The following is a 25,122-nucleotide window of genomic DNA, read 5'->3' on the forward strand; positions in this document are numbered from 1 at the left end:
ATGCGCCCGAACGACCCGCGACTGCGCGCCCAGCTGTCGGTAGCCCGGCGGCCGCTGGCCGTCGTGGTGGCGGCCGGGGTGCTGGGTGCGGTGCTGCTGATCGCCCAGACGTACGCCGTCACCGGACTGCTCATCTCCGCGATCCGCGACACGGGGTCGGTGAGCGGCTGGGCCCTGGCGGTCGTGGCCGTCTTCGCCGGGCGCGCCGTCTTCGGAGCGGTCTCCGACGTGGCCGGTGCCCGGGCAGCCGGTGTCGTCGGGGCGGACCTGCGGCGCCGGGTGGTCGGGGCGATCCTGCGCGGCCGGTCGGAGAGCTCGGGCTCGCTCTCGGCGCTGGCCACGCGCGGGGTCTCGGCCGCCGAGCCGTACCTGACGCGCTATGTGCCGGCGCTGGTGCTGGCGTGCGTGCTGCCGGTCATGGTGCTCGCGGTGATCGTCTGGACCGACCCGCTCAGCGGTCTCATCGTGGGGCTCACGCTGCCACTGATCCCGATCTTCGGGGTGCTGGTCGGGCTGGCCACGCGTGACCAGGCGGCCAGCCAGTGGCGGGCGATGTCGGCCCTGGCCGGTCACTTCCTCGACGTGATGAAGGGCTTGCCGACCCTGGTCGCCTTCGGTCGCGCCACGGCCCAGTCGCGCGTCATCGCCACGATCACCGACCGCTACCGCCGCCGCACCCTCGAGACCCTGAAGATCGCGTTCGCATCCTCGGCGGTGCTCGAGCTCGTCGCCACCATCTCGGTCGCCCTGGTGGCGGTGATCATCGGGGTCCGGCTCGCTGCCGGCTCGGTCGACCTGCAGACGGCTCTCGTCGTCCTGCTGCTCGCCCCCGAGGCCTACTGGCCGCTGCGCCGCGTCGGCACCGAGTTCCACGCAGCCGCCGAGGGTACGGCGACTCTCGAGGCCACCGCGGACTGTGTTGGCCTCGACACGCCTTCGCCCAGCGGCTCCGGCGGCTCGACCGACGCGCGCGGGCTCCAGGTCGGCGACGTGTCCGTCACCTACCCGGGGCGTGAGCGGCCGGCGCTGGCTCCGGTTTCCGCGACGGTCCCCGGCCGGGGGATCACCGCGATCGTCGGGCCGAGCGGTTGCGGGAAGTCCACGCTGCTGGCGACGATCGCGGGCCTCCACGAGACGTACGCAGGCACGGTCGAGCTCGACGGACGAACTCCGGCCGCGGGCGACGAGTGGCGGCGGCGGTTCGCCTACCTGCCCCAGCGTCCGGTGTTCGTCAGCGGGACGATCGCCGACAACCTGCGGCTGGGGTCGCCGGAGGCGACCGAGAGCGACCTGTGGCGCGTACTCAAGCGGGTAGCCCTCGCCGACCGGATCGCCGACCTCCCCGGCGGTCTCGGCGCCGACCTGGCCGAGGACGGCCGCTCCCTCTCGGCGGGCGAAAGGGCCCGGCTGGCGCTGGCCCGCGTCGTACTCTCCGATCGCTCCTGGGTCCTCCTCGACGAGCCGACCGCCCACCTCGACCCCGACACCGAGCGGATCATCGCCGACACCGTCACCGACCTCGCCCGCGACCGCGCCGTCGTCCTCGTCGCCCACCGCCAGGCCCTCATCGACATCGCCGACCAGGTCATCACCCTCTCCGCCGAAACCCCGCCCGCCGAGGCGTCGCCCGCGTCGGCCGAGACGTCGCTCTCGTCGGCCGAGACGGCAACCGCTGACGCCTCGACCGACGTACCTGACGCTTCGGCCGACGTATCTGACGGGTCGGCGCGGGTGGCGCTGTGGGGGTCGGCAGTGGTCGGTGGTCTGAGCTGGGCGTCGGGGGTGGCGCTGACGGCGCTGGCGGGATGGCTGATCATCAAGGCCTCCTACCACCCGGTGATCCTGACGCTGGTGGCGGCGATGGTGGGGGTGCGTACGTTCGGGATCGCTCGGCCGGTGCTGCGCTACCTGGAACGGTTGTGGTCGCACGACAGTGCGCTGCGGCTGCTGGCCAGGCGGCGGGTGCAGATCTACGACGCGCTGGTGCCGTTGGTGCCCGGCGCGCTGCCCGGCCGCAGGGGAGACGTGCTGGCCAGCGTCGTCGACGATGTCGACGCGGTGCTCGACGAGGAGCTGCGGGTGCGGCTGCCGATCCGGGAGTACGCCGTCGTGGCGGCCCTCGCGGTCCTGGCGACCGCGCTCATCGACCCGGTCGCTGGGGCTTTCACCATGGCCACGGTGCTGGCGGCGGGAGCGGCCTTCGGGATCGCGTACGCCGGAGCAGCACGCGCCGAGAACATCTCGGTCACGGTGCGGGCGAAGGTGTCCGAGCAGGTGGTCGAGGCGACCCAGACGGCGACCGAGCGCCGGATGTGGCAGGCCGGCGAGCCGGTACTGCAGACCCTTGACGACCTGGCCGACGCAGCCACCAGGGCCACCACGACAGCGGCGTCGGCCTCCTCGCTGGCCAAGGCCATCGTGCTGGTCAGCGCCGGCGCGGCGGTCGCCGCGACCGCCGCCTACGCGACCGTCGGCGACGGCCCGATGCTCGCACTGCTCACCCTGGTCCCGTTGGCGCTGGCCGAGCCCGCAGCGACGCTCGCCGACGCCGGCGCCGCCCGGGCCCGCACCCGTGCCGCGCAGCGCCGCCTCGACGATCTCACCAGCCGCCCGCCGGCGGTCAGAGCCCCGGAGCATCCCGAGCGGCCCACCGACGACACCACGATCACGATCACCGGCGTCACCGCCCACCCTGGCGACCAGACGGTCGGCCACGGCGTCGAGATCCCCGACCTGCACGTCGAGCCGGGCGCGCGGATCGGCATCGTCGGCCCCTCCGGCTCCGGCAAGAGCACCCTGGCCGCGCTGCTGCTGCGCTTCCTCGACCCGGACACCGGCACGATCACGCTCGGCGGCCGGTCGACCCGCGACATGGATCCACAGGACGTACGGAAGATCGTGGGTCTCGTCGACGACGACCCGCACGTCTTCGCCTCCAGCCTCGTCGAGAACGTCCGCCTGGCCAGGCCCGGAGCCACCGACGAGGAGGTCGAGCAGGCGATCCGGCGCGCCCGCCTCGGCGACTGGCTCGATGCCCTCCCCGCAGGGATGCAGACCAGGCTCGGCGACGGCGCCGCCGAGGTCTCCGGCGGCGAACGGGCCAGACTGGCGGTGGCGAGGTCGCTGCTGGCAGGGCACAAGGTCCTGGTTCTGGATGAACCTTTGGCTCATCTGGACACCGCGACCGCCGCGTCGCTGGCGCGTGAGGTGCTCGCGCGGGAGGATGGCTCGACAGCTGGCGCAGAGCCTGGTCCGCATGGCGGCACGAAAACCGTATTGTGGATGACTCACACATCGACCGGACTGGGGCTGACCGATACCGTGGTCTCCCTTCAACGAATGGGGGAAGTGAGACGGTGTTGACCGAGACAAGGACGATCCGGGTCTACCTGCTCGACGACCACGAGGTCGTGCGCCAAGGGTTGACGACACTGCTCGACAGTCATGACGACATCGCCGTCGTCGGCCAGGGTGGCACCACCGCCCAGGCACGCGAGGACATCGACCGCCTCCAGCCGGACGTGTGCGTCCTCGACGCCCGCCTGCCCGACGGCTCGGGGATCGAGGTGTGCCGTGAGGTCCGTGCGGCCTACCCCGAGATGCTCGCGCTCATCCTGACCTCCTATGACGACGACGAGGCGCTCTTCTCGGCGATCATGGCCGGGGCCAAGGGCTACGTCCTCAAGGACATCCGCGGCAACGACCTGGTCGAGGCGATCCGCACCGTCTCTGGTGGCGGCTCGCTGCTCGACCCGCTGATGACCGCGAAGGTCATGGAGAAGATGCGCAACCCCGATGGTGAGTCGCCGCAGATGCAGGCGCTCACGCCCCAGGAGAAGCGCCTGCTCGCGCTCATCGGCGAGGGCCTGACCAACCGCGAGATCGCGGGCCGGATGTTCCTGGCCGAGAAGACGGTCAAGAACTACGTCTCCAGCATCCTGGCCAAGCTCGGTGTGCAGCGACGCACCCAGGCAGCGCTGATGGCCAAGGAGCTGCTCCACCCCCGCCGGGGTCAGTAGTAGGAATCAGACCCCAGCGCCGAGCGGCACCTGCCAGACGAGCTCGGTGCCGCTGGGGGAGCGCGGGCCGATCTCGAGCTGCCCGCCGAGCTGGACCGCGCGACAGCGGGCGTTCTTCAGCCCGCTCTCCTCGGCCTCGTCGGGGACGCCGCCGCCGTCGTCGCGTACGACCAGCTTGATCTCGTCGTCCTGAAGGCTCAGCTCGATCTGGGCGCTGTGGGCCTGGGCGTGCCGGGCGAGGTTGGAGACCGCCTCGCGCAGCACCGGCAGCAGGTGGTTGCGGACCGAGTCGGGCACCGCGGTGTCGACCGGCCCGGTGATCTTGATCTCCGGGGTGAAGTCCATGACGCCCGCGTACTCCCGGACGACCTCGCGCACCTGCGCGCGCAGCGAGGAGGCGTCGTGGTTGCTGAGGTCGAAGATGGAGCCGCGTACGTCCTTGATGGTCTGGTCCAACGCGTCGACCTGCTCCGAGAGGCGCTTGGGCAGGTCCTCGACCCGCTGCGGGTTGCGGCCGAGGGTCTCGAGCTGGAGCCCGATCGCGAAGAGGCGCTGGATGACCACGTCGTGCAGGTCGCGGGCGATCCGGTCACGGTCGGTGATGACGGCGAGGTCGGCCCGGTCCTCGACCGCGCGGAGGCGGTCCAGAGCGAGGGCGGCCTGGCCGGCGAAGCCGAAGAAGAGCTCGCGCTCGTGCTCGTCGTGGGCGGAGCTGGCCTTGTCGTAGATCGCCAGCAGCGCGCCGCGGCCGGCGAGCGAGGAGCGCACCGGAGCGACCACGACATAGAGCCCGTCGACCTCGAGGTCGAGCGGCTCGACGATGCGACGGTCGATCAGGAGCGGGACCTTCTCGGTCACCGCCCGGACCCGCTCCTCCTGGCCGGGCGCGGCAGCGACACCGGAGACGAGACCGTGCTCGATGCGGGTGCCGGCACCGACCCCGATCGCGCGCATCAGCGGGAGCGCGGTCTCGCACATCCGCTCGAGGGCGACCAGGTGGTCCAGGGGCGGGCTCAGGGCCCGGCTGAGCTCGGCGCTCGCCTCGAGCCACTTGCGGCGCTGCTCGCTGAGCTCGAGCTCGCGCACCTTGTCGATCTGGGCGCCGGCGGCCCGGGCGAGGGCGACGACGAGCTGCTCGTCGTGGCTGGTGAACTCGGCGCCGCCGACCTTCTCCGACAGCAGCAGGTGGCCGAAGTCGCGGTTGTCGATGCGCAGCGGCACCTCGATGAATCTGCGCTTGCCGGGGTCGCCCGTACGCAGCGCGTGGCTGCCGCCGCCATCGGAGGTGCGGGGTGAGACCAGCAGGAGAGGCTCGGGAGCGGTGATTCCTCTGGGCCGGGTCGTCGATGCCGGCTCGTCGTCATCGCCATCATCATCGACACGAGCCCGGCGGCCCCGGCTCTTGCCGACGACCTGCAGCGTCGGCTCCTGCTGGTGACCGTAGGTGATCAGGTCCTGCAGGTCACCGTCGGGGCTGAGGACGCCGAGGGCGCCGTAGCTCGCACCGGTCAGCTCGCAGGCGGAGCGGGTGATTCTCTCCAGCATGGCGCTCAGGTCGAGCTCGCTCGACATCGCGATGACCGCGTCCAAGAGCGAGCGCGCCGATGGCTCCAGACCGGTCAGGTCCTCGGTCGCGTCAGTGGTCACTTGTCAGAGTCTGTCGTGCTGGACCCGGTCGCGTCCACATATCGGCAACAGTTTCTCCACTGTCTGCCTCAAAATCACGCGAATGCTTGCGTTTGGTCATTGGCTCGCGATCTCGCCGTCGACGTAGAGCCACCGTCCGGCACGCACCTCGAACCGGCTGTGCTCGGCGAGCACCCCGTCGCCCGACGGTGCCTGGTAGGACGCCCGGAACGCGACCCAGCCGTGGGTGTCGTCATCGAGCCCGGAGCCTTCGATCTCCAGCCCCGTCCACCTCAGCCGCGAGTCGGGTGCGGCCACGCTCAGGTCGTCGGGGCGGGTCCCCGGATGCCAGGTGCGGAAGATGTAGTCCCAGTCCCCGAGGGCGTACGCCGCGTAGCGGCTGCGCATCAGCTCCTCCGGCGTCTCGGCCAGGGCGCCGCCACGGTGCAGCCGGTGGCAGCACATCGCGTAGCGCCGCCCGCTGCCGCACGGGCACTCCTCGGGCAGGGGCGAACCGGTGGCGGTGCGGCCGAAGGGAGACATGCGCCCCATTGTGTACTGGAATGGGCGCATTCTCGTCGTGGGCCCGGAGCGCCCCGTCTATTGTGTGGGGGTGGCTCTCAGGCGCAATCGGCTCGGGACGGCGGGGGTGCATCGGTGACGGATGTGAACATCTGTCTGCTGGGCCCCCTGATCGTCACGCGCGCAGGCGAGCCCGTGGAGGTCCCGGGACGACGCCCGCGCACCTTGCTGTCGTTGCTGGCCCTGGAGGCCGGCACCCCGGTCTCCGCCGACCTGCTCGCCGACCGGATCTGGGGCGAGGAGCTCCCCGACAATCCGCGCGGCAGCCTGCACACCTACATCGGGCGGCTGCGTCGGGTGCTCGGCAAGGAGGTCGTACGCCGCGCCGCCGGCGGCTACATCCTCGACCTGCCGCGCTCCTCGGTGGACGCGCTCACCTTCATCGACCTTCTCGACGCGGCTGAGGGCCCGGAGGCCTACGACCGGCTCGAGGAGGCCATCGCGCTGTGGCGTGCAGAGCCGTTCGACGAGCCTTCCGGGGACTCGCTGGCCGAGCGCACCCGTCCATGGCTGGTCGACCGCTACCTGGCCGCGCTGGAGCATCGCGCCGAGCTCGACATCGCCGCCGGCCGAGCCGCGAAGGCGGTCGCCGACGTGCGCCTCGTGGTGGGCGACCATCCGTTGCGGGAGTCACTGTGGGTGGTGCTCCTGGATGCGCTGGACGCGGCGGGGCGTACGGCCGAGGCGTTGGAGGCCTATGAGGAGGTCCGGGCGCGACTGGCCGACGAGCTCGGCGCCGACCCCGGCGCGGAGCTGCGGTCCACGTTCACCCGGCTGCTGACCGGCTCCTCGCCCGCCCTGGAGGTCGAGGCATCCCAGGGTCAGGCGACCGTGCCCGCGCAGCGCGTCTCGGAGGAGGACATGGTCCCGAGACAGCTCCCGGCCGACATCCCCAGCTTCTCCGGGCGAGAGGCCGAGCTCCGGCTGCTCGACGCGGTGACCATCTCCCACGACGCCGGCTGGCCGAGCGTGGTCGCCGTGCACGGCATCGGGGCGGTGGGCAAGACCGCGTTCGCGGTGCACTGGGCCCGTGCCCGGACCGAGTACTTCCCGGACGGTCAGCTCTTCATCGACCTGCGCGGCTTCGGGCCGGGCGAGCCGCTCTCGCACGCCCAGGCGCTCACGACCCTGCTGATCGGGCTCGGCGTCGACGCCGCCTCGGTGCCGGCCGAGGTGGATGCGGCGTCGGCCCTGCTGCGTACGACGCTCGCGCAGCGGCGCATGCTGCTGGTGCTCGACAACGCTCGCGACTCCACCCAGGTGCGACCCCTGCTGCCGGGTGGTGACTCGCTGGTGCTGGTGACCAGCCGGAGCCAGCTGCGTGGCCTGGCGACCCGCGAGGGCGCTCGCCGGCTTGCGCTGGACACCCTCGCACCGGCGGAGTCGGCGGTCTTCCTGAGGCAGCGGCTCACCGACCGGACGGCCGACGAGGCGGACGTACGCGCCCTCGCGGACAGGTGTGGACACCTGCCGCTGGCTCTCGCCGTCGCGGCGGAGCGCTGCAGTCGCTACCCCGACCTCACGCTGACCGCCCTGGTCGCCGAGCTCGACGGCGAGACCAGCCGGCTGGCGGCGCTGGAGGCACCGCTCGACCCCATCTCCGACCTGCGCGCGGTCTTCTCCTGGTCCTACGACTCCCTCGACGAGGAGTCGCGGCGTGCCTTCCGCCTCCTCGGTCTCCGCCCGGGTCATGAGATCGGGATGCCCGCGATGGCGGCGCTCTTCGCCGTCGACATCGCCGCCGCCCGGCGCCTGGTCGACAAGCTGGTCGACGCCAACCTCGTGCGCGAGCACCGCCCCGGACGCTTCGTGCTCCACGACCTGATCCGCGACTACGCCCTGGAGATGGGCTCGGAGAAGGAGTCCGGCGAGGCGCTGCTGCGGCTGGTGAGCTGGTACACCCACTCCCTGGTCGCCGCTTCGGAGGCCGACGGACGGTCCTTCCGGCTGATGAGCCTCGACCCCGTGGTCGAAGGGGTGACGCCGCTGAGCTTCGCCACCTCGCAGCAGGCCCGCGCCTGGGGCGACCGGGAGTGGCTGACCATGGGCAGCGCCGTACGTCTCGCCGTGCGCGCGGGGCTGCTGGGCCCTGCGTACCAGCTGGTCAACAAGATGTTCAGTCTCTCGATGCGGCACCCACCCGCGGAGACCATCCCGCTCCAGGAGCTCGGCCTCGACGCCGCCCTCCGCGCCGGTCAGCACGTCGACGCGGCCTACATCCGCAACCAGTTCGGGATCAGCCGGGCGCGGGTCGGCGACCTGCCCCGGGCGATCGTGGAGTTCCGTGGCGCCGCCGAGGTGTTCCGCGAGGCCGGGACCGCCGCCGGCCTGGAGATGGCGCTGTCCAACTGTGGCCAGGCGCTCAGCATGACCGGCTCCCTCGACGAGGCCGTCGCGGTCCTCGAGGAGGCGTACGCCGTCGCGGATTCGGCCGGGATGGACGACCGTGCCCGCGCCAGCCTGATCGGGCTGGCCGAGGTCTACGTCCGGATGGAGCGCTACGAGGACGCCGTGCGGCTGGTCGAGGAGGAGATCGGCTACGCATCGGTCGACGTCGACTCCTCCGCCTCGCCGCGGATGACCCTGGTCGATGCCCTGATCGGCCTGCGGCGCTACGCCGAGGCCGAGACCCATCTGCGGCTGGAGCTGGCCCACCGCCTCGAGGAGCGCAACCGGTGGGGTGAGGCCAACGTCCTCGTACGCCGCGCCGTGGTCGAGCGCGAGACCGAGCGTGTCGCGCAGGCCCGGGCGACGCTCCACGAGGTCGTCGCGATCCTGGACGAGGTGGGGGAGCTCGACCGCACCGCGCTGACCCGGGAGCGGGTCGAGGAGCTGCTCGCCAGCGTCGGTTCCTCGGCATCCGCGGATCGGGACGTCGACGCCGAGGCCGCCCAGGGGTTGGGCGGCGGCGTAGCGTTGCGTCCGTGACTGCCGCACCCACGATCAGCACCCTCGGCCAGCTTCGCGCGAGTGGCCATGTGTTCAAGTCGCTCCGTGAGGAGATCCGCGACAACCTGCTGGCGAAGCTGGCAGCCGGAGAGGACCCCTGGCCCGGGCTGCATGGCCTGGAGGACACCGTCATCCCGCAGCTCGAGCGTGCCCTGATCGCCGGGCACGACGTCGTCCTGCTGGGCGAGCGTGGTCAGGGAAAGACCAGGCTGCTGCGTACGTTGGTGGGGCTGCTCGACGAGTGGACACCGGTCATCGAGGGATCCGAGCTCGGCGAGCACCCCTACGAGCCCGTCAGCGTGGGGTCCCAGCGGTTGGCGGCGACCGCCGGTGAGGCGCTGCCGATCGCGTGGAAGCATCGCTCCGAGCGCTACTCGGAGAAGCTGGCCACCCCCGACACCTCCGTGGCCGACCTGATCGGCGACGTCGACCCGATGAAGGTCGCCGAGGGACGCTCGCTGGGTGACCCGGAGACGATCCACTTCGGCCTGATCCCGCGCTCCCACCGCGGCATCGTCGCGATCAACGAGCTGCCCGACCTCGCCGAGCGGATCCAGGTCGCGATGCTCAACGTGATGGAGGAGCGCGACATCCAGATCCGCGGCTACGTGCTGCGGCTGCCGCTCGACCTGCTCGTGGTCGCCTCCGCAAACCCGGAGGACTACACCAACCGCGGCCGGATCATCACGCCGCTGAAGGACCGTTTCGGCGCCGAGATCCGCACCCACTACCCGCGCGAGCTCGCCGCGGAGATGGCGGTCATCCGGCAGGAGGCCGCCCTGGTCGCCGACGTACCCGACCACCTCCTCGAGATCCTCGCCGTCTTCACCCGTCACCTGCGCAGCTCCTCCGCGGTCGACCAGCGCTCCGGGGTCTCCGCCCGCTTCTCGATCGCGGGCGCCGAGACCGTCGCCGCCGCGGCGCTGCACCGTGCCACCGTCCAGGGCGAGGCCGACGCGGTCGCCCGCATCGTCGACCTGGAGACGGCCGTCGAGGTGCTCTCCGGCAAGATCGAGTTCGAGTCCGGCGAGGAGGGCCGCGAGGCCGAGATCCTCACCCACCTGCTGCGTACGGCCGTCGCCGAGACCGTCCGCAAGTCCTTCCGCGGCCTCGACTTCGCGCTGCTCATCGACGCCATCGAGGACGGCCGCATGGTCACCACCGGCACCAAGGTCGCTGCCGGCGACTTCCTGGCCGGCCTCCCCGTCCTGGGCGAGTCCGACCTCTACGACCAGATCGGCGACCGCGTCTACGAGTCCACCGGCGGCCCCAAGAACGACGGCCAGCTGGCCAGCGCCATCGAGCTAGCGCTCGAGGGCCTGTTCCTGGCCAGAAAGATCGGCAAAGACACAGCCGACGGGGAAACGATCTATGGCTGAGCCGGGAGGCATCGGCCGGGGGTAACACGTCGTTCGTAGGACTACTCGCCCTATCAGAACGACCGGATAGACCTACGAACAGCGTGTTACATGCGTGAAGGAGCACCAACCATGAGCCGCTACAAGAAGTACGCCGGGGGTGACCCGCTCGCGCCGCCGGTCGACATCGCCGAGGCGCTGGACGCGATCGGTGAGGACGTGATGTCCGGCTACTCGCCCGAGCGGGCGATGCGGGAGTTCCTGCGGCGCGGGGGACAGGACCAGCGCGGGCTCGACGACATCGCCCGGCAGGTCGCCGAACGGCGCCGTGAGCTGCTGCAGCGGCACAACCTCGATGGCACGCTCGAGCAGGTGCGTGAGCTGCTGGACAAGGCGGTCCTGGAGGAGCGCAAGCAGCTGGCCCGCGACGTCACCATGGACGACGGCGACCGTGCGTTCCGGGAGATGCAGATCGACAACCTCTCGCCGAACACCGCCGCCGCGGTCAGCGAGCTCGCCTCCTACGACTGGACCTCACGCGAGGCCCGAGAGGCCTACGAGGAGATCAAGGACCTGCTCGGCCGCGAGCTCCTCGACCAGCGGTTCAAGGGCATGAAGCAGGCGCTCGAGGGGGCGACCGACGAGGACCGCGAGGCGATCGCGGAGATGCTGCGCGATCTCAACGAGCTCCTCGACAAGCATAACCGCGGGGAGGACACCCCCGAGGACTTCGACGAGTTCATGGCCAAGCACGGCCAGTACTTCCCCGAGAACCCGCAGAACATCGACGAGCTGCTCGACACCCTCGCGCAGCGTTCGGCGGCCGCCCAGCGGATGCTCAACTCGATGTCGGCCGAGCAGCGGCGCGAGCTGATGGAGCTCTCCCAGCAGGCCTTCGGGTCGCCCGCACTGATGGAGCAGATGGCACAGCTCGACGCCAACCTGCAGGCGGCGCGGCCCGGCGAGGACTGGTACGGCTCCGAGGAGTTCGGCGGCGGCGAGGGCCTGGGTCTCGGTGACGGCACCGGCGTGCTGCAGGACATCGCCGAGCTCGACCAGCTCTCCGAGCAGCTCCAGCAGTCCTACGCCGGTTCGCGGCTCGACGACATCGACCTCGACGCCCTCTCCCGTCAGCTCGGTGACCAGGCCGCGGTCGACGCGCGCACCCTGCAAGAGCTGGAGCAGGCGCTGCGTGACTCCGGTCAGCTCGAGCGGGGCTCCGACGGCGACCTCCGGCTGACCCCGAAGGCGATGCGCCAGCTCGGCAAGGCCCTGCTCCGCGACGTCGCGCAGCGGCTCTCCGGACGGCAGGGCGAACGCGACCTGCAGCGCGCCGGCGCGGCGGGCGACCTCTCCGGCTCCTCGCGGCCCTGGGCCTTCGGCGACACCGAGCCCTGGGACGTACCTCGCACGATCACGAACGCCGTCATCCGGGAGGTCGGCGAGGGCCGACGCGGCCCCGGAGTGCGGCTGAGCGTCGACGACATCGAGGTGCAGGAGACAGAGGCCCGTACGCAGGCAGCGGTCGCCCTCCTGGTCGACACCAGCTTCTCGATGGCGATGGACGGCCGTTGGGTGCCGATGAAGCGCACCGCGCTGGCCCTGCACACCCTGATCAAGAGCCGCTTCCGCAACGACGACCTGCAGCTGATCTCGTTCGGCCGCTACGCCCAGACGATGGAGATCGAGAAGCTGACCGCGCTCGACGCGATCTGGGACAAGGGCACCAACCTGCACCACGCGCTGCTGCTCGCCAACCGGCACTTCCGCAAGCACCCCGGCGCCCAGCCGGTGCTCCTGATCGTGACCGACGGCGAGCCCACCGCCCACCTGGAGGCGGGCGGCGACGTCTGGTTCTCCTACCCGCCCCACCCGGTGACGATCGCTCGGTCCGTCGAGGAGCTGGAGAACTCCCGCCGCCTCGGCGCCCAGACGACCTTCTTCCGCCTCGGCGACGATCCCGGCCTGGCCCGCTTCATCGACTCCATGGCGCGCCGCGTCGAGGGCCGCGTCGTCGCCCCCGAGCTGGACGACCTCGGCGCGGCCGTGGTCGGGTCCTATCTCGGCGACAGGACGGCGCGGCGTACGTCGAACTCCTACGGCGGCGGCTATCCCGACGCGTTCGGTGGCCGCGGCTGGTGGGCCGGCTGAACCGAGTTAACTCGGCGAGCATCAGGCCGCGTAACCTGCGCTCGTGCCCGAGGAGACGCTGAACGTACTTGCCCTTCTCGCCCTCGCGGCCCTGGCCGCCGGTTACGTGGACGCGGTGGTCGGCGGAGGCGGGCTGATCCAGCTCCCCGCGCTGCTGCTTTTCCTTCCCGGCGCCGCGCCGGTGCAGATCCTGGCGACCAACAAGCTGGCCTCGATCTTCGGCACCTCGATCAGCGCGGCGACCTACTACCGGCGGGTGGGGCCGGACCCGAAGACCTTCATCCCGCTCATGATCCTCGCGTTCGCGGGCTCTGCGCTGGGGGCGGGGGTGGCGTCGTACCTTCCCGAGTCCGTCTTCGAGCCCATCGTCCTGATCGCGCTGATCCTGGTCGGCGCGTGGGTGCTCTTCAAGCCGTCCCTGGGCGAGGCGACCGAGCTGAGGTACGACGGTCACCGGCATCTGATCGGCGCGATGGCGGTCGGGTTCGCGGTCGGCTTCTACGACGGTGCCCTGGGCCCCGGGACCGGCAGCTTCCTGGTGATCGGGCTCGTCGGCCTCCTGGGATACTCCTTCCTGGAGGCGAGCGCGAAGGCGAAGATGGCCAATGTCGCCACCAACCTCGCTGCCCTGGTCGTCTTCATCCCGCAGGGCGCGGTGCTGTGGAAGACCGGCCTGGTGATGGGGGTGTGCAACCTGATCGGCGGCTACCTCGGGGCGCGGACGGCGGTGGCGAAGGGCGCCGGGTTCGTACGCGTCTTCTTCATCGTCGTCGTCGCCGGGTTCATCATCCGTCTCGGCGGTAGCGTGCTGGGACTGTGGTGACATGGGCTCTGGGGTGAGATGCACTATCTGACCATCGGCCGCGACGGCGCCGCCGAGATCGAGGTGAAGCGGTCCCGGTTCCTGTGCACCCTCGCCCGGGTCGAGGACGAGGCCGATGCGCGAGCGGTCGTCGAGCGTCTCCGCAAGCAGCACTGGGACGCTCGCCACACCTGTTCCGCCTTCATCATCGGCCCACCACCGCAGCCGGTCGAGCGCTCCAACGACGACGGCGAGCCGGCCGGCACCGCCGGGGCGCCGATGCTCGAGGTGCTCCGCGGCGCCGGAGTCTCCGACACGGTCGCCGTCGTGACCCGCTGGTTCGGGGGAACGCTGCTCGGCGCGGGTGGCCTCGTCCGGGCCTACTCCGACGCCGTCCGGAACGGGCTCGACGAGGTCGGCACGCTGCGGCGAGAGCTGGTCCGGGAGTATCGGATCGAGGTTCCGTACGATGCCGCCGGCCGCCTCGAGACCGACCTGCGATCCGCCGGTGTGACCGTGCTCGACACTGCCTATGGGACCGCCGTGACCCTGCGGGTCGGGGCTCCTCCGGAGGACGAGAACCGACTGGAATCGTTGCTCGCCGAGCTGACCGCCGGAGCATCGTCGCTGGTCCCAGGCACGGACCGCTGGGTCGACCGCTGACTCTCTTTGGGAGAATGGACGGGTGAGCGACCATAGCGAGACGCCCGTGGAACTCCCTGCCGGATGGACGGCGAAGGTCCCAGACCTCGACGATCTGCCCGCCCTGCTGAGGCTGCGGGCGGCCGACAAGACGCCGTTCGAGGGCTCCGGAAAGGTCGATGCCGACGCCATCACCGGTCAGATCGCCGGGCCTGCTTCCTGGACCCGCCAGCAGCTCGTCGCGATCGACCCCGACGGCGACATCCGCGCCTGGGCCATCGCCCACGACCGCGCCGCCGGGCGCACGCTCGTCTACCTCTACGTCGACCGCACCATCGCCCAGGCCGCCGAGGTCGCCGCCGGGCTCTACGCCTGGCTCGAGGACCAGGCCCGGTCGATGGCCGAGCTGCGCGGCATCACCGAGTCTCACCTCGACGCCAGCCCGTTCGCCGACGACACCGTGCAGCGCGAGTGGCTGGCCGCGGCGGAGTTCACCAACAAGCGCACCTGGCTGCACATGAGCCGGCCGGTGCTGCCCGACGAGAAGGTGCCCCCGCTCCGCGAAGGGGTGACGATCCGCCCGGTCGAGACCCACGAGAACGGCATGCCCGTCGCGGCCGACCTGCAGACGGTCCACCAGACCCTGGAGGAGTCCTTCCAGGACCACTTCAACTCCTACCGGGAGAGCTTCCCGGAGTTCGTACAGCGCCTCCGTGAGGACCCGGGTCACCGCTGGGACCACTGGTGGCTGGCTTACGTGGACGATGCCGAAGCGGACCCCGAGGCAAACGGCTCAGTGTTGCCGGCGGGCTCGCTGGTCGCCTCGGTGCTGCCCGCCAACGCGGCCGGGGTCGAGGGGACGTACGTCGAATACATCGGCGTCAACCGCAACGCCCGCGGCCGCGGGGTGGCGAAGGGACTGCTCTACGCCGTCATCGGCGACGCCATCGAGCGCGGCCGTGACCGGGTCTCGCTCGAGGTCGACGCCGACAGCCCCACCGGGGCCGACGGGCTCTACAAGTCGATGGGCTGGGTGACCGACTACGTCACCGAGTCCTGGCACAAGGACGTCACGGTCTAGACCTCTAGGCGCCGACGTCGGGGAGCTTGAGGTCGAGCGTCGGCGCCTCGGTGCCGCCGTCGACCTCGAGCATCTTCCCGGTGACGAACTTGCCGGCCCGGGAGGTCAGGTAGACCACCGCGGCGGCGATGTCCTCCGCCTCCCCGATGCGTCCGAGCGGGGTCTTCGACTCGATCTCGCCACGCATGGTGTCGTCGCCCGCCACGAACTCGAGGGCACTGGTACGCACCGAGCCGACGAAGATGCCGTTGACCCGGATCCGCGGTGCCAGGTCGGTCGCGGCCAGCCGCGTCCAGTGCGCCAGCGCGGCCTTCGCGGTGCCGTAGGCGAGATAGCCGCGCCCTGCCGTACGTCCCATCATCGAGCTGATCGACACCACCGACTGCTGCCCGTCCGGGCTCTTCACCAGATACGGCACCGCCGCCCGCGTCAGCGCGTGCGCCGTGGTCACGTTGAAGTGGAAGGCCTCCTCGAGATAGCCCTCGTCGGTGTCGAGGAACGTGTTCGGGATCGTCCCGCCGACATTGTTGACCACGATGTCGAGACGCCCGAACGCCTCGTACGCCTGCTCCGCGAGCCCCGCGGTCGCGGCTGTGTCGGCCAGGTCCGCCGGCACCACCAGCGCCCGCCGTCCCACCGCCTCGATCCTCTCGGCAACCGCCCGGAGCTGGCGCTCCGTCCGAGACGCGATCACCACGTCCGCCCCGGCCTCCGCCAGCGCCACCGCGGCCGCAGCCCCGATCCCGCGCCCCGCCCCCGTCACCACCGCCACATGGTCTGTCAGTCTGAATCGTTCGAGAATGCTCATCTGTTTCCTCCATGTCGAGACGTCAGGGCGGTCGGCCGAGACGTCGCTTGCGTCGGCCGAGAAGTCAGTGGGGTCGGCCGAGGCGTCGCCTGCGTCGGCCGAGATGACATACGTGACGTGTCGGCCGACGTCGGTGACGCCTCGACCGTCGTACGTGACGTCTCGGCCGACCGGAGCGACTTCTCGCTCATCGGGTGACGAGGCCGCGGCCGGTGATCAGGGGGAGGTCGAGAGGGGAGACGAGGCCGGGTTCGGCGGCGACGACGGCGGGGATGGCGTTGACCAGGCGCTGGGCCGTGACGATCATCCCGGAGACGTTGTGGTCGCCGTGCTCGCCGTGATGGCTGAACTCGACGGTCATCGACGGCTCGCCGGTGACCTCGATGCGGTAGCAGCCGTCGCCCTTCGCCGGGACCGGCCAGTCGGGGTCGGAGGTCGCGTCGGTCCGGGTGACGTGCTCCAGCGTGATCCGGGGGATCCCGTCGACGGTGCCGGTGACGGTGAAACGTACGGAGCCCTGGGTGCCTTCCGCGATGTCCACCGACACGGTCCTGGTGTCCTTGACCGCCGCCCGTCGCTCGACCGACTCCACCAGCGGCTCGTCGAGGGTCACCCCGAGACCGGCGGCCAAGAGCCGGACGACGGGGCCCCACGCGGTGCTCAGCACGCCCGGCTCCCACAGGAACGGCTTGTCCTCCAGCGAGCCACCGAAGCCGAAGAGATCCTTCATCACGACCGGCTGGAAGTACGTCGAGTAGTCGGCGATCTCGCTGACCCGGAGGTGGTCGATCCGCTGTGAGAGCGAGGTCAGAACCAGCGGCAGGACGTCGTTGGCGAAGCCCGGATCGATGCCGTTGACGTGCAGCGACACACCGCCCTCCCGCCCGGCCTCGTCGATGCCCGAGATCATCTCGTCCGGCAGCGTCCCCTGCGGGTGCACCAGGATCACCGGGCCGGAGGAGACGACGTTGACCCCGTCGCGGATCAGCCCGATCAGATCCTCGATCGCCTCGAAGACCCGGTCGTCGGTCATCGCCGCGTGGACGACGCAGTCAGGCGCGAGCGCGAGGAGCTCGTCCCGCGACGTCGTCGCCGCCACCCCGAGCGTACGTCCGAGCCCGGCCAGCTCCCCGGCGTCCTGACCTGCCTTCGCCGGCGTCGAGGTCCAGACCCCGACCAGCTCCAGGTCGGGATGCGCATCGACTCCCGCGATCGCGTGACGGCCCACCGTCCCGGTGGACCAGACGACGACTCGGAGGGGCTTCTCGGGACTCTGTGGACCTCTGGGTGCGTGGGGCATGACGCCAATCTAGAACGTGTTTCAGTTTGGCGAAAGTGATTCGCCGCGGAAACTCCCCACCGCTACGTTGGCGCCCATGACCGAGGCACTCTTCGAGGACACCCGACATCCGACCGGTGCCCCCTATGTCGCGGACGAGTCCACGACCCTGCGCACGTTCCTGGACTTCCACCGGGCGACCCTGCTCAAGCAGGTCGAGGACCTCGATCACGAGCAGCTCAACCGCCCCTTCCCGCCCAGCACCATGACGCTGGCGGGACTCCTCAAGCACATGGCGTACGTGGAAGACATCTGGTTCGGCGTACGCCTGGCGGGCAACGGCCCGGTCCCGCCGTTCGACACGGCTCCCTGGGACGACGACGAGGACTGGGAGTTCAGCAGCGCCGCCGCGGACGACCCCGAGGCGCTGCGCACGCTGCTCCGCGAGGCGATCGCTCGCTCCAACGAGCTCACCGACGCGGCCGGCTCCCTCGACCAGATCGCGGTCGGCACGACCCGAGACGGCAAGACGATCAGCCTGCGCTGGATCCTGGTCCACATGATCGAGGAGTACGCCCGGCACTGCGGCCACGCCGACCTCATGCGCGAGGCCATCGACGGAAAGGTTGACCTCTGATGCAGATCCGCGAAGCGACGGCCCAGGACTGGCCGCAGATCTACCCGTTCTGGTCCGAGATCGTGGCGGCGGGGGAGACCTACGCCTACCCCGAAGGCCTGTCCTCCGAGGAGGCCAAGGACATGTGGATGTACGACCACGTGGTCGTCGCGGTCGAGGGCGACGCCGAGAACGAGCACATCCTCGGCAGCGCCAAGATGGGCCCCAACCGCCCGGGCCGCGGCAGCCACATCGGCACCGCCTCGTTCATGGTCTCGCCGAACGCCCGCGGCAAGGGCGTCGGCCGCGCCCTCGGCGACTACTGCGTCAGTTGGCACCGTGAGCAGGGCTTCCACGGCATCCAGTTCAACGCGGTCGTGGAGACCAACACCACCGCCGTACGCCTGTGGAAGTCCCTCGGGTTCCAGATCATCGGGACCGTCCCGGACGCGTTCGACTCGACGTCGCACGGCCGGGTCGGCCTCCACGTGATGTATCTGCCCCTGACCTGACCTCAGGCGGTCGCGGGGAAGGCGATGCCCGTGTTCGCGTGGCAGCGGTAGCCGTTGGGCACGCGGTCCAGGTACTGCTGGTGTGCGGGCTCGGCGGCGTAGAAGGTCGGGACCTCGCGGATCTCGGTGGTGATCTCGCCGTAGCCACGCCGGGCGATCTCGTCGCCGTAGACCTTGGTCAGCTCCTCAGCGGTCTCCCGCTGCGCGTCGGAGACGTAGTAGAGCGCCGAGCGGTACTGGGTCCCGACGTCGTTGCCCTGCCGCATCCCCTGCGTCGGGTCGTGCACCTCGAAGAACTTCTTGACGAGGTCCGCGTAGGACACCACGGTGGGGTCGAAGACGACCCGGACCGCCTCGGTGTGGTTGGTCTGACCGCTGCAGACCTCGTCATAGGTCGGGTTGGCCGTGGTGCCCCCCTGATACCCGACGGCGGTCGAGTAGACCCCCGGCGTCTGCCAGAAGATCTCCTCGGCGCCCCAGAAGCAGCCGAGACCGAAGTACGCCACCTCGGCCCCCTCCGGCGCGGTGCCGTCCTCGGGGGAGGCGAGCAGCGGAGTGCCCAGCACGCGGTGCTTGGCGGGCAGGTCGAAGAGGGCCTGGTCGCGCCCGGCGAGGGTGCGGTCCTCGGGGAAGAGTTGAGTTGGCCGACCGAACATGAGTGACCTCCAGAAAGTCAGGGTTGCTATCAGTCTCCAACACAGTTCGACGCGCGAACGTTCCCGGATGGGCGGCGGGACGAGATCGGACGTAGGCTCGGCGTGTGAGCGAGCAGCAGCACCTCGGCAAGGCCGGTTTCGAGACCAAGGCGATCCACGCGGGCTACGAGCCCGACCCGACCACGGGTGCGGTGATCCCGCCGATCTACGCCACCACGACCTACAAGCAGGACGGCGTCGGTGGCCTGCGCAACGGCTATGAGTACAGCCGCTCCGCCAACCCGACCCGCACCGCGCTCGAGGGCGCGCTAGCGGCGGTCGAGGAGGGCGAGAAGGGGTTCGCCTTCGCCTCCGGTCTGGCGGCCGAGGACACCCTGATCCGCAGCCTGATGCGGCCCGGTGACCACATGGTCATCCCCGACGACGCCTACGGCGGCACCCATCGGCTGATCGACAAGGTCGAGAGCCAGTGGGGCATCGCGCACACCCCCGCCCAGGTCGCCGACGTCGACGCGGTCGCGGCCGCGATCCAGCCGGGCAAGACCAAGGTCGTCTGGGTCGAGACGCCGACCAACCCGCTGCTCAACATCGCCGACATCTCGGCCCTGGCCACGGTCGCCCACGAGGCCGGCGCGCGGCTGGTCGTCGACAACACCTTCGCCAGCCCCTACCTGCAGCAGCCACTCACCCTCGGCGCCGACGTCGTGGTGCACTCCACGACGAAGTACGTCGGTGGCCACTCCGACGTCGTCGGCGGCGCCGTGGTCGTCCGCGACCTCGGGATCGCCGAGAAGATCGGCTACCTCCAGAACGCCGCCGGCGCGATCGCCGACCCGTTCGGTGCCTGGCTGACCCTTCGTGGCCTCAAGACCCTGGCCGTACGCATGGACCGCCACTGCGACAACGCCGAGCGCGTCGCCGACTTCCTCACCTCGCACCCGAAGGTCGGCGAGGTCATCTACCCGGGCCTGGAGACGCACCCGGGTCACACGACCGCCCAGAAGCAGATGAAGCGGTTCGGCGGCATGATCTCCTTCCGCGTCGAGGGCGGCGAGGCCGCTGCGCTCGCGGTGTGCGAGCGCACCAAGATCTTCACGCTGGGCGAGTCGCTCGGCGGTGTCGAGAGCCTGATCGAGCACCCCGGACGCATGACCCACGCGAGCGTTGCGGGCACCGACCTCGAGGTGCCGGCCGACCTGGTGCGGCTCTCCGTCGGGATCGAGTACGCCGAGGACCTCGTCGCGGACCTCGAGCAGGCCCTTGACCAGAGCTGACTCGCCACAGACCGCCGTCTGCGTCGACTTCGGCTCCACCTGGACCAAGGCGCTCCATGTAGATCTCGTCTCCGGCGAGATCCTCGGCACCGCGAGTGCACCGACGTCGCTGCACGAGGTGATGGAGGCGTACGACGCCTGTCTGACCGCTCTCACCGAGAAGGACTCCCGGGCGGCCGGCGCCGAGATCCTCGCCTGCTCCTCGGCCGGCGGCGGTCTCCGGATCGCCGTGGTCGGCAACGAGGAGCTGGTGACCGCCGAGGCCGGGCGCCGGGTGGCGCTGTCCAGTGGTGGCAAGGTCGTCGCGGTGATCGCGACCGCAGATCGTGAAGCCGAGGGTGACCTGGGGGCCACTCTCAGCGTCACAACCCCCGACCTGGTGCTGCTGACCGGCGGCACCGACGGAGGCAACCGGGATGCCGTCGTCTCGGCCGCACGCGAGCTGGCCGCGGCCGGCTGGCGTGGACCGGTGGTCGTGGCGGGCAACCGCGAGGCGAACCAGGAGATCGACGAGATCCTGGCCAATGTCCCTCATGTGACCTGCGACAACGTCGTTCCGAAGATCGGCGTGCTGGCGCCCGAGAGCGCCCGCGCGGCGGTCCGGGAGATGTTCCTCGAGCACGTGATCGGCGGCAAGAACCTCAGCAGCCGGACCGACTTCCGGCGGATCGTCCAGGGGGCGACCCCCGATGTCGTGCTCCAGGGAGTCGAGACGCTTGCCGAGGTGCTCGGCGAGGACGTGGTCGTCGTCGACGTCGGTGGCGCCACGACCGACGTGCACAGCGTGGTCCGCCCCGACCCCGAGGCGGAGCACGTACGCGAGGAGGTCGTCGCCGTCACCCCGGTGACCCGGACCGTCGAAGGTGACCTGGGCATGCGCTGGTCGGCGACCACGACCCTCGCGGTGGCCGACCACTCCGACCCGAGCCTCGCCGAGTCGGATCTCTCCGGCGAGGTCGAGCATCGGCGCAACCACCCCGGCTGGCTGCCGCGCACCGAGCAGGACAAGGACATCGACGAGCTCTTGGCGAGGATCGCGATCTCCACGGCCCTGCAGCGGCACGCGGGTCGCTCGCGGGTCGTCCTGTCCCCGAGCGGCAAGGTCATCGAGCGTACCGGCACCGACCTGCGCCGGGTCGGCGTGGTGATCGGCTCCGGCGGCGTGCTCCGGCACGGACGCCACGGCATCGAGGAGCGGGTGATGCGCTGGTCGGCGCGCGGCGGATGGCAGCTCCCGGAGGCGCCGCTGCGGGCGGTCGACAGCGACTACGTGCTCGCCGCGGTAGGGCTCCTCGCGCGGTCGCACCCCACGACTGCGCGGCACCTTGCGACCCACCTCACACCCTCCCGGTAGCCTCTGTCAGGTGACAGATCAGGGGGATGTTCCCGGGGGCGAGAAGCGGAGTGCCAAGGATGGCCTCGAGCGGATGAAGGGCGCGCTCAGACGCAGCCGAGAGACGCGTGAGGCGCATCGCTTCGCCCAGGAGGAGGCCGACGCGCGCGAGTCCGCCGAGGTCGCCAAGGAGGCCGCCGCGGAGGCCCGTGAGTCGGCCGAGAACTTCGCGCTTCGCCTCGTCAACCAGTTCGAGCGCCTGCGCGAGGAGCGCCAGGAGCAGCTGGCCGCGCCGGAGCCGGTGACCGCTCCCAAGGCCGTCAGCCGCACCGACGTCCCCTACGGCGTCGAGCTCTCTGCGCAGTGGGCTTGGCGGTTCCTGGTGATCGTCGCCGCCGGCTACCTCATCGTCCGCGCTCTCGGCTTCCTCAGCATCGTCGTGGTCCCGGTGGTCATCGCGCTGCTGATCGCCGCGCTCGTCTCCCCGGTCGTCAACGGCCTGGCGCGGATAGGCCTGAAGCGGAGCATCTCGGCACTCTTCGTGGTGATCGGCGTGCTCGTGGCGGTCATCGCCATGCTGAGCTTCGCCGGCACCCAGGTCGCCAACGGCTTCAACGACTTGGCCGGGCAGACCGTCAAGGCGCTCGACGAGATCCGCGACTGGCTGATCAACGGCCCGTTCAACGCGAGCGAGACCCAGATCGACACATGGCTCAACACGGTGCAGACCACGCTGGAGGACTGGGCGGCGGCGTACGCCTCCAACCCGTTCTCCCGGGTCAGCGAGGTCGGCGGGGTCGCTCTCGACGTCTTCGCCGGCCTGTTCATCGTGCTCTTCTCCACCTACTTCTTCTGCGCCGAGGGCGAGCGGATCTGGGGCTGGCTGGTCCGGCTCGCGCCGCGGGCCGCGCGCAGCCGGATGGACAGCTCGGGCCGGGTCGCCTGGGTGTCACTGACCCAGTTCACCCGGGCGACGGTCATCGTGGCCGCGGTCGACGCGGTCGGCATCATGATCATCGCCACAGCCCTGCAGGTCCCCTTCGTGGCGGCGATCGGCGTGCTCGTCTTCCTGAGCTCGTTCGTGCCCCTGATCGGTGCCACCGTCGCGGGCGCGGTCGCCGTGCTCGTCGCGCTCGTCTCCCAGGGCCCGGTGACGGCGCTGCTGATGCTCGGTGGCGTGATCCTGGTCCAGCAGCTCGAGGCCCACGGCCTGCAGCCGTTCCTGCTCGGCCGCTGGGTCCGGGTCCACCCGCTCGGCGTCATTCTGGCGGTCGCGACCGGCATCGTGCTCGGTGGCGTGGCCGGTGCGCTCGTCGCCGTGCCGCTGGTGGCCGCCCTCAACGCGGTGGCCAACCACCTGACCGCCACCGCCCCGGCCCAGGCCTTGGCCCAGGCTCAGGCGCCGACGCCCCCGTTGACGGCCAACGGGCCGACCTCCCCACCCCCGCCGAGCCCAGGAGCAGGCAGTGCCTGAGATGCATGGTCAGCCGACGTACGAGGACATCCTCGAGGCCCGCGAGCTGCTGCGCGAGCACATCACCGAGACGCCTGTCCAGGGAGCCCGCTGGCTCACCGACATGATCGGCGACAAGGTCATCCTCAAGTGCGAGAACCTGCAGCGTACGGGCTCCTTCAAGGCCCGCGGGGCCTTCGTACGCATCGCCCGGCTGAGCGAGGAGCAGCGCAAGAACGGGGTGGTGGCCGCGAGCGCGGGCAACCACGCCCAGGGCGTCGCGTTGGCGGCGACGACCCTCGGCATCCCGTCCACCGTCTTCATGCCCGAAGGCGCGCCGATCCCGAAGGAGAAGGCCACCCGCGCCTACGGCGCGGAGGTGATCTTCGAGGGGCAGTACGTCGACCAGTGCCTCGAGGCCGCGATGGCCTTCGCCGAGCGCACCGGTGCCGTGATGATCCACCCCTTCGACCACCCCGACGTCGTCGCAGGCCAGGGCACGATCGGGCTCGAGATCCTCGAGCAGGCGCCGGACGTGAAGACGGTCGTCATCCCGCTCGGCGGTGGTGGCCTGCTCGCCGGTGCGGCGCTCGCGATCAAGGCGAAGCACCCCGATGTGAAGGTGATCGGCGTGCAGGCCGAGACGGCCGCCGCCTACCCGGTCTCGCTGCGCGAGGGCCGGCCGATCCGGCTCGACAAGATGCCGACGATGGCCGACGGCATCGCTGTCGGCCTGCCGGGGGAGACCAACTTCCCGATGATCCAGACCTACGTCGACGAGATCCGTACGGTCTCGGAGGAGGCGATCTCGAGCGCGCTGCTGGCGCTCGTCGAACGGGCCAAGCTGGTCGTCGAGCCCGCCGGCGCGGTCGGCGTGGCCGCTCTGATGGACGCACCCGAGGCCTTCGAGGGACCCGTCGTGGTGGTGCTGTCCGGCGGCAACATCGACCCGCTCCTGCTCGGCAAGGTGATCCAGCACGGCATGACGTTGGCCGGGCGCTACCTGCCGGTCGCGGTGAAGATCCCCGACCAGCCCGGGGCGCTGGCCGCCTTGCTGTCGGTGATCGGCGACACCGGGGCCAACGTCATGGAGGTCGTGCACTCGCGTACGAACCCAGGGCTGCGGCTCGCCGAGGTCGGTGTGCAGCTCCAGCTGGAGACCCGGGGTCAGACCCACGCCGAGCGAGTTCTCGAACAGCTGCGCAGCAAGGGATATCCAGCGACCACGCCCTAAGCGTTCGACCTGACGTTCCGGGGAACGGTCCCGAGGTCAGATTGCGCGACGTTTCGGTCGCGAACTGTCTTCGGGTGTGGTTGCCTTGTTAAACTGAACCTTCTGACGATCTCCCGCGGAACGTTCAGCTGGGTGAAACACGCCCGCTCAGCAGGGAGAAAAGGCGCCGGTTGATGGGGGTTGACCGGCGCCCCTTACCTATTCACTACCCATCAGGAGTAACTCGCTATGACTCAGTCGACCGAGACCACGGCTGCCACTATCTGGCTCAGCAAGGGTGCATTCGACAAGCTCACCGCCGAGTTGGAAGACCTGAAGGGCCCCCGACGCCAGGAGATCCTTGCCGAGATCAGCTCCGCCCGCGACGAAGGTGACCTCAAGGAGAATGGCGGCTACCACGCCGCTCGCGAAGAGCAGGGCAAGCTCGAGGGCCAGATCCAGCAGCTCGAGGCACTGCTGCGCAAGGCCGACACCACCGTCCCCGAGGACGACGGTGTCGTCTCGGTCGGCAAGCTGGTCACGTTCAAGTTCGAGGGCGATGACGACGACGAGGCCGAGACCCGCCTCATCGCCTCGATCGAGATGAAGGACTACGCGGGCGGCGTCGAGATCTCCTCTGCCGCCTCGCCCATCGGCGCTGCCCTCATCGGTGCCAGCGTCGGTGACACCGTGACCTACGAGGGTCCTCGCGGGCCGCTCAAGGTCGAGATCCTGAAGACTGAGGTCTTCACCGGGTGACCGGTGTAG

At 70.6% G+C, this 25,122-nt stretch carries 20 protein-coding genes; 15 read left to right on the top strand and 5 right to left on the bottom strand.

Features of this window, described 5'->3' with window-relative positions; genetic code table 11:
• Nucleotides 1-3,363, top strand: coding sequence for a thiol reductant ABC exporter subunit CydD (cydD, locus tag ACFX43_RS18955; protein ID WP_378832219.1), 3,363 nt, complete (start codon nucleotides 1-3; stop codon nucleotides 3,361-3,363).
• Entirely contained in the window at nucleotides 3,357-4,019 is a 663-nt protein-coding gene (locus tag ACFX43_RS18960) for a response regulator transcription factor (RefSeq protein WP_350662111.1), read from the top strand. Before cydD ends, ACFX43_RS18960 begins: the two co-directional genes overlap by 7 nt.
• A 6-nt stretch (nucleotides 4,020-4,025) precedes the next feature.
• Here the strand turns inward: ACFX43_RS18960 and ACFX43_RS18965 are convergent, their stop codons facing one another.
• Both ACFX43_RS18965 and ACFX43_RS18970 read right to left on the bottom strand, forming a co-directional pair.
• Nucleotides 4,026-5,666, bottom strand: coding sequence for a GAF domain-containing sensor histidine kinase (locus tag ACFX43_RS18965; RefSeq protein ID WP_378832225.1), 1,641 nt, complete (start codon nucleotides 5,664-5,666; stop codon nucleotides 4,026-4,028).
• A 96-nt stretch (nucleotides 5,667-5,762) separates the two neighbouring features.
• Nucleotides 5,763-6,188 carry a YchJ family protein gene (locus tag ACFX43_RS18970; RefSeq protein ID WP_378832228.1) on the bottom strand — a complete coding sequence of 142 codons (426 nt, stop codon included), beginning with the start codon at nucleotides 6,186-6,188 and terminating at the stop codon, nucleotides 5,763-5,765.
• 114 nt (nucleotides 6,189-6,302) lie between these two features.
• On the opposite strand from ACFX43_RS18970, the gene ACFX43_RS18975 reads away from it, so the two are divergent.
• The 6 genes from ACFX43_RS18975 to ACFX43_RS19000 all read left to right on the top strand — a co-directional run bounded on the left by ACFX43_RS18975 (nucleotide 6,303) and on the right by ACFX43_RS19000 (nucleotide 15,210).
• Entirely contained in the window at nucleotides 6,303-9,155 is a 2,853-nt protein-coding gene (locus tag ACFX43_RS18975) for a BTAD domain-containing putative transcriptional regulator (RefSeq protein ID WP_378832234.1), read from the top strand.
• Nucleotides 9,152-10,555, top strand: a complete 1,404-nt coding sequence (locus ACFX43_RS18980; protein WP_350662119.1) for a magnesium chelatase — start codon at nucleotides 9,152-9,154, stop codon at nucleotides 10,553-10,555. Before ACFX43_RS18975 ends, ACFX43_RS18980 begins: the two co-directional genes overlap by 4 nt.
• Before the next feature lie 111 nt (nucleotides 10,556-10,666).
• The gene (locus ACFX43_RS18985; RefSeq protein ID WP_378832239.1) at nucleotides 10,667-12,685 is read left to right on the top strand and encodes a hypothetical protein; all 2,019 of its coding nucleotides are present in this window, start codon (nucleotides 10,667-10,669) and stop codon (nucleotides 12,683-12,685) included.
• Between the two features lie 43 nt (nucleotides 12,686-12,728).
• Nucleotides 12,729-13,508: a sulfite exporter TauE/SafE family protein gene (locus ACFX43_RS18990; protein WP_378832246.1), complete on the top strand. Its 780-nt coding sequence runs from the start codon at nucleotides 12,729-12,731 to the stop codon at nucleotides 13,506-13,508.
• Nucleotides 13,509-13,526: 18 nt separating this feature from the next.
• On the top strand, nucleotides 13,527-14,150 hold the full coding sequence (locus ACFX43_RS18995; RefSeq protein ID WP_378832254.1) for a YigZ family protein: 624 nt from the start codon (nucleotides 13,527-13,529) through the stop codon (nucleotides 14,148-14,150).
• Nucleotides 14,151-14,172: 22 nt separating this feature from the next.
• On the top strand, nucleotides 14,173-15,210 hold the full coding sequence (locus ACFX43_RS19000) for a GNAT family N-acetyltransferase (protein WP_378832258.1): 1,038 nt from the start codon (nucleotides 14,173-14,175) through the stop codon (nucleotides 15,208-15,210).
• 4 nt (nucleotides 15,211-15,214) lie between these two features.
• On the opposite strand, the gene ACFX43_RS19005 is transcribed toward ACFX43_RS19000, so the two are convergent.
• Together ACFX43_RS19005 and ACFX43_RS19010 are read right to left on the bottom strand one after the other, a co-directional pair.
• Entirely contained in the window at nucleotides 15,215-16,018 is an 804-nt protein-coding gene (locus ACFX43_RS19005; RefSeq protein WP_378832265.1) for an SDR family oxidoreductase, read from the bottom strand.
• Nucleotides 16,019-16,205: 187 nt separating this feature from the next.
• The gene (locus ACFX43_RS19010) at nucleotides 16,206-17,318 is read right to left on the bottom strand and encodes a diacylglycerol kinase (RefSeq protein WP_378832269.1); all 1,113 of its coding nucleotides are present in this window, start codon (nucleotides 17,316-17,318) and stop codon (nucleotides 16,206-16,208) included.
• A 76-nt stretch (nucleotides 17,319-17,394) separates the two neighbouring features.
• On the opposite strand from ACFX43_RS19010, the gene ACFX43_RS19015 reads away from it, so the two are divergent.
• Both ACFX43_RS19015 and ACFX43_RS19020 read left to right on the top strand, forming a co-directional pair.
• The gene (locus ACFX43_RS19015) at nucleotides 17,395-17,934 is read left to right on the top strand and encodes a DinB family protein (protein ID WP_378832273.1); all 540 of its coding nucleotides are present in this window, start codon (nucleotides 17,395-17,397) and stop codon (nucleotides 17,932-17,934) included.
• Nucleotides 17,934-18,425: a GNAT family N-acetyltransferase gene (locus ACFX43_RS19020; RefSeq protein ID WP_378832283.1), complete on the top strand. Its 492-nt coding sequence runs from the start codon at nucleotides 17,934-17,936 to the stop codon at nucleotides 18,423-18,425. The genes ACFX43_RS19015 and ACFX43_RS19020 overlap by 1 nt, the downstream gene beginning before the upstream one ends.
• Nucleotides 18,426-18,427: 2 nt before the next feature.
• On the opposite strand, the gene msrA is transcribed toward ACFX43_RS19020, so the two are convergent.
• Nucleotides 18,428-19,081 (bottom strand): peptide-methionine (S)-S-oxide reductase MsrA, encoded by a 654-nt coding sequence (gene msrA / locus ACFX43_RS19025; RefSeq protein ID WP_378832288.1) that lies wholly within the window; start codon nucleotides 19,079-19,081, stop codon nucleotides 18,428-18,430.
• A gap of 104 nt (nucleotides 19,082-19,185) precedes the next feature.
• Here msrA and ACFX43_RS19030 point away from each other — a divergent pair, with 104 nt between their 5' ends.
• The 5 genes from ACFX43_RS19030 (at nucleotide 19,186) to greA (ending at nucleotide 25,113) form a co-directional block, all read left to right on the top strand.
• Entirely contained in the window at nucleotides 19,186-20,355 is a 1,170-nt protein-coding gene (locus ACFX43_RS19030) for a cystathionine gamma-synthase (protein WP_378832291.1), read from the top strand.
• Nucleotides 20,342-21,709, top strand: a complete 1,368-nt coding sequence (locus ACFX43_RS19035) for a glutamate mutase L (RefSeq protein ID WP_378832297.1) — start codon at nucleotides 20,342-20,344, stop codon at nucleotides 21,707-21,709. The genes ACFX43_RS19030 and ACFX43_RS19035 overlap by 14 nt, the downstream gene beginning before the upstream one ends.
• Before the next feature lie 10 nt (nucleotides 21,710-21,719).
• Nucleotides 21,720-23,162, top strand: a complete 1,443-nt coding sequence (locus tag ACFX43_RS19040; protein WP_378832302.1) for an AI-2E family transporter — start codon at nucleotides 21,720-21,722, stop codon at nucleotides 23,160-23,162.
• 1 nt (nucleotide 23,163) lies between these two features.
• On the top strand, nucleotides 23,164-24,375 hold the full coding sequence (ilvA, locus tag ACFX43_RS19045) for a threonine ammonia-lyase (protein ID WP_378840999.1): 1,212 nt from the start codon (nucleotides 23,164-23,166) through the stop codon (nucleotides 24,373-24,375).
• Between the two features lie 228 nt (nucleotides 24,376-24,603).
• Nucleotides 24,604-25,113, top strand: coding sequence for a transcription elongation factor GreA (greA, locus tag ACFX43_RS19050; RefSeq protein WP_355228320.1), 510 nt, complete (start codon nucleotides 24,604-24,606; stop codon nucleotides 25,111-25,113).
• Nucleotides 25,114-25,122: the final 9 nt, after the last annotated feature.

The organism is Nocardioides sp. YIM B13467 (genome assembly GCF_042788075.1).
Taxonomy (GTDB): domain Bacteria; phylum Actinomycetota; class Actinomycetes; order Propionibacteriales; family Nocardioidaceae; genus Nocardioides.

Bases quoted from the DNA above. Each gene is read 5' to 3' on its own strand.
- greA (WP_355228320.1), top strand. From the start codon at position 24,604: ATGACTCAGTCGACCGAGACCACGGCTGCCACTATCTGGCTCAGCAAG.
- ACFX43_RS19010 (WP_378832269.1), bottom strand. From the start codon at position 17,318: ATGCCCCACGCACCCAGAGGTCCACAGAGTCCCGAGAAGCCCCTCCGA.
- ACFX43_RS19020 (WP_378832283.1), top strand. From the start codon at position 17,934: ATGCAGATCCGCGAAGCGACGGCCCAGGACTGGCCGCAGATCTACCCG.
- ACFX43_RS19005 (WP_378832265.1), bottom strand. From the start codon at position 16,018: ATGAGCATTCTCGAACGATTCAGACTGACAGACCATGTGGCGGTGGTG.
- ACFX43_RS18970 (WP_378832228.1), bottom strand. From the start codon at position 6,188: ATGTCTCCCTTCGGCCGCACCGCCACCGGTTCGCCCCTGCCCGAGGAG.
- ACFX43_RS18995 (WP_378832254.1), top strand. From the start codon at position 13,527: ATGCACTATCTGACCATCGGCCGCGACGGCGCCGCCGAGATCGAGGTG.
- ilvA (WP_378840999.1), top strand. From the start codon at position 23,164: ATGCATGGTCAGCCGACGTACGAGGACATCCTCGAGGCCCGCGAGCTG.
- msrA (WP_378832288.1), bottom strand. From the start codon at position 19,081: ATGTTCGGTCGGCCAACTCAACTCTTCCCCGAGGACCGCACCCTCGCC.
- ACFX43_RS19015 (WP_378832273.1), top strand. From the start codon at position 17,395: ATGACCGAGGCACTCTTCGAGGACACCCGACATCCGACCGGTGCCCCC.
- ACFX43_RS18985 (WP_378832239.1), top strand. From the start codon at position 10,667: ATGAGCCGCTACAAGAAGTACGCCGGGGGTGACCCGCTCGCGCCGCCG.
- cydD (WP_378832219.1), top strand. From the start codon at position 1: ATGCGCCCGAACGACCCGCGACTGCGCGCCCAGCTGTCGGTAGCCCGG.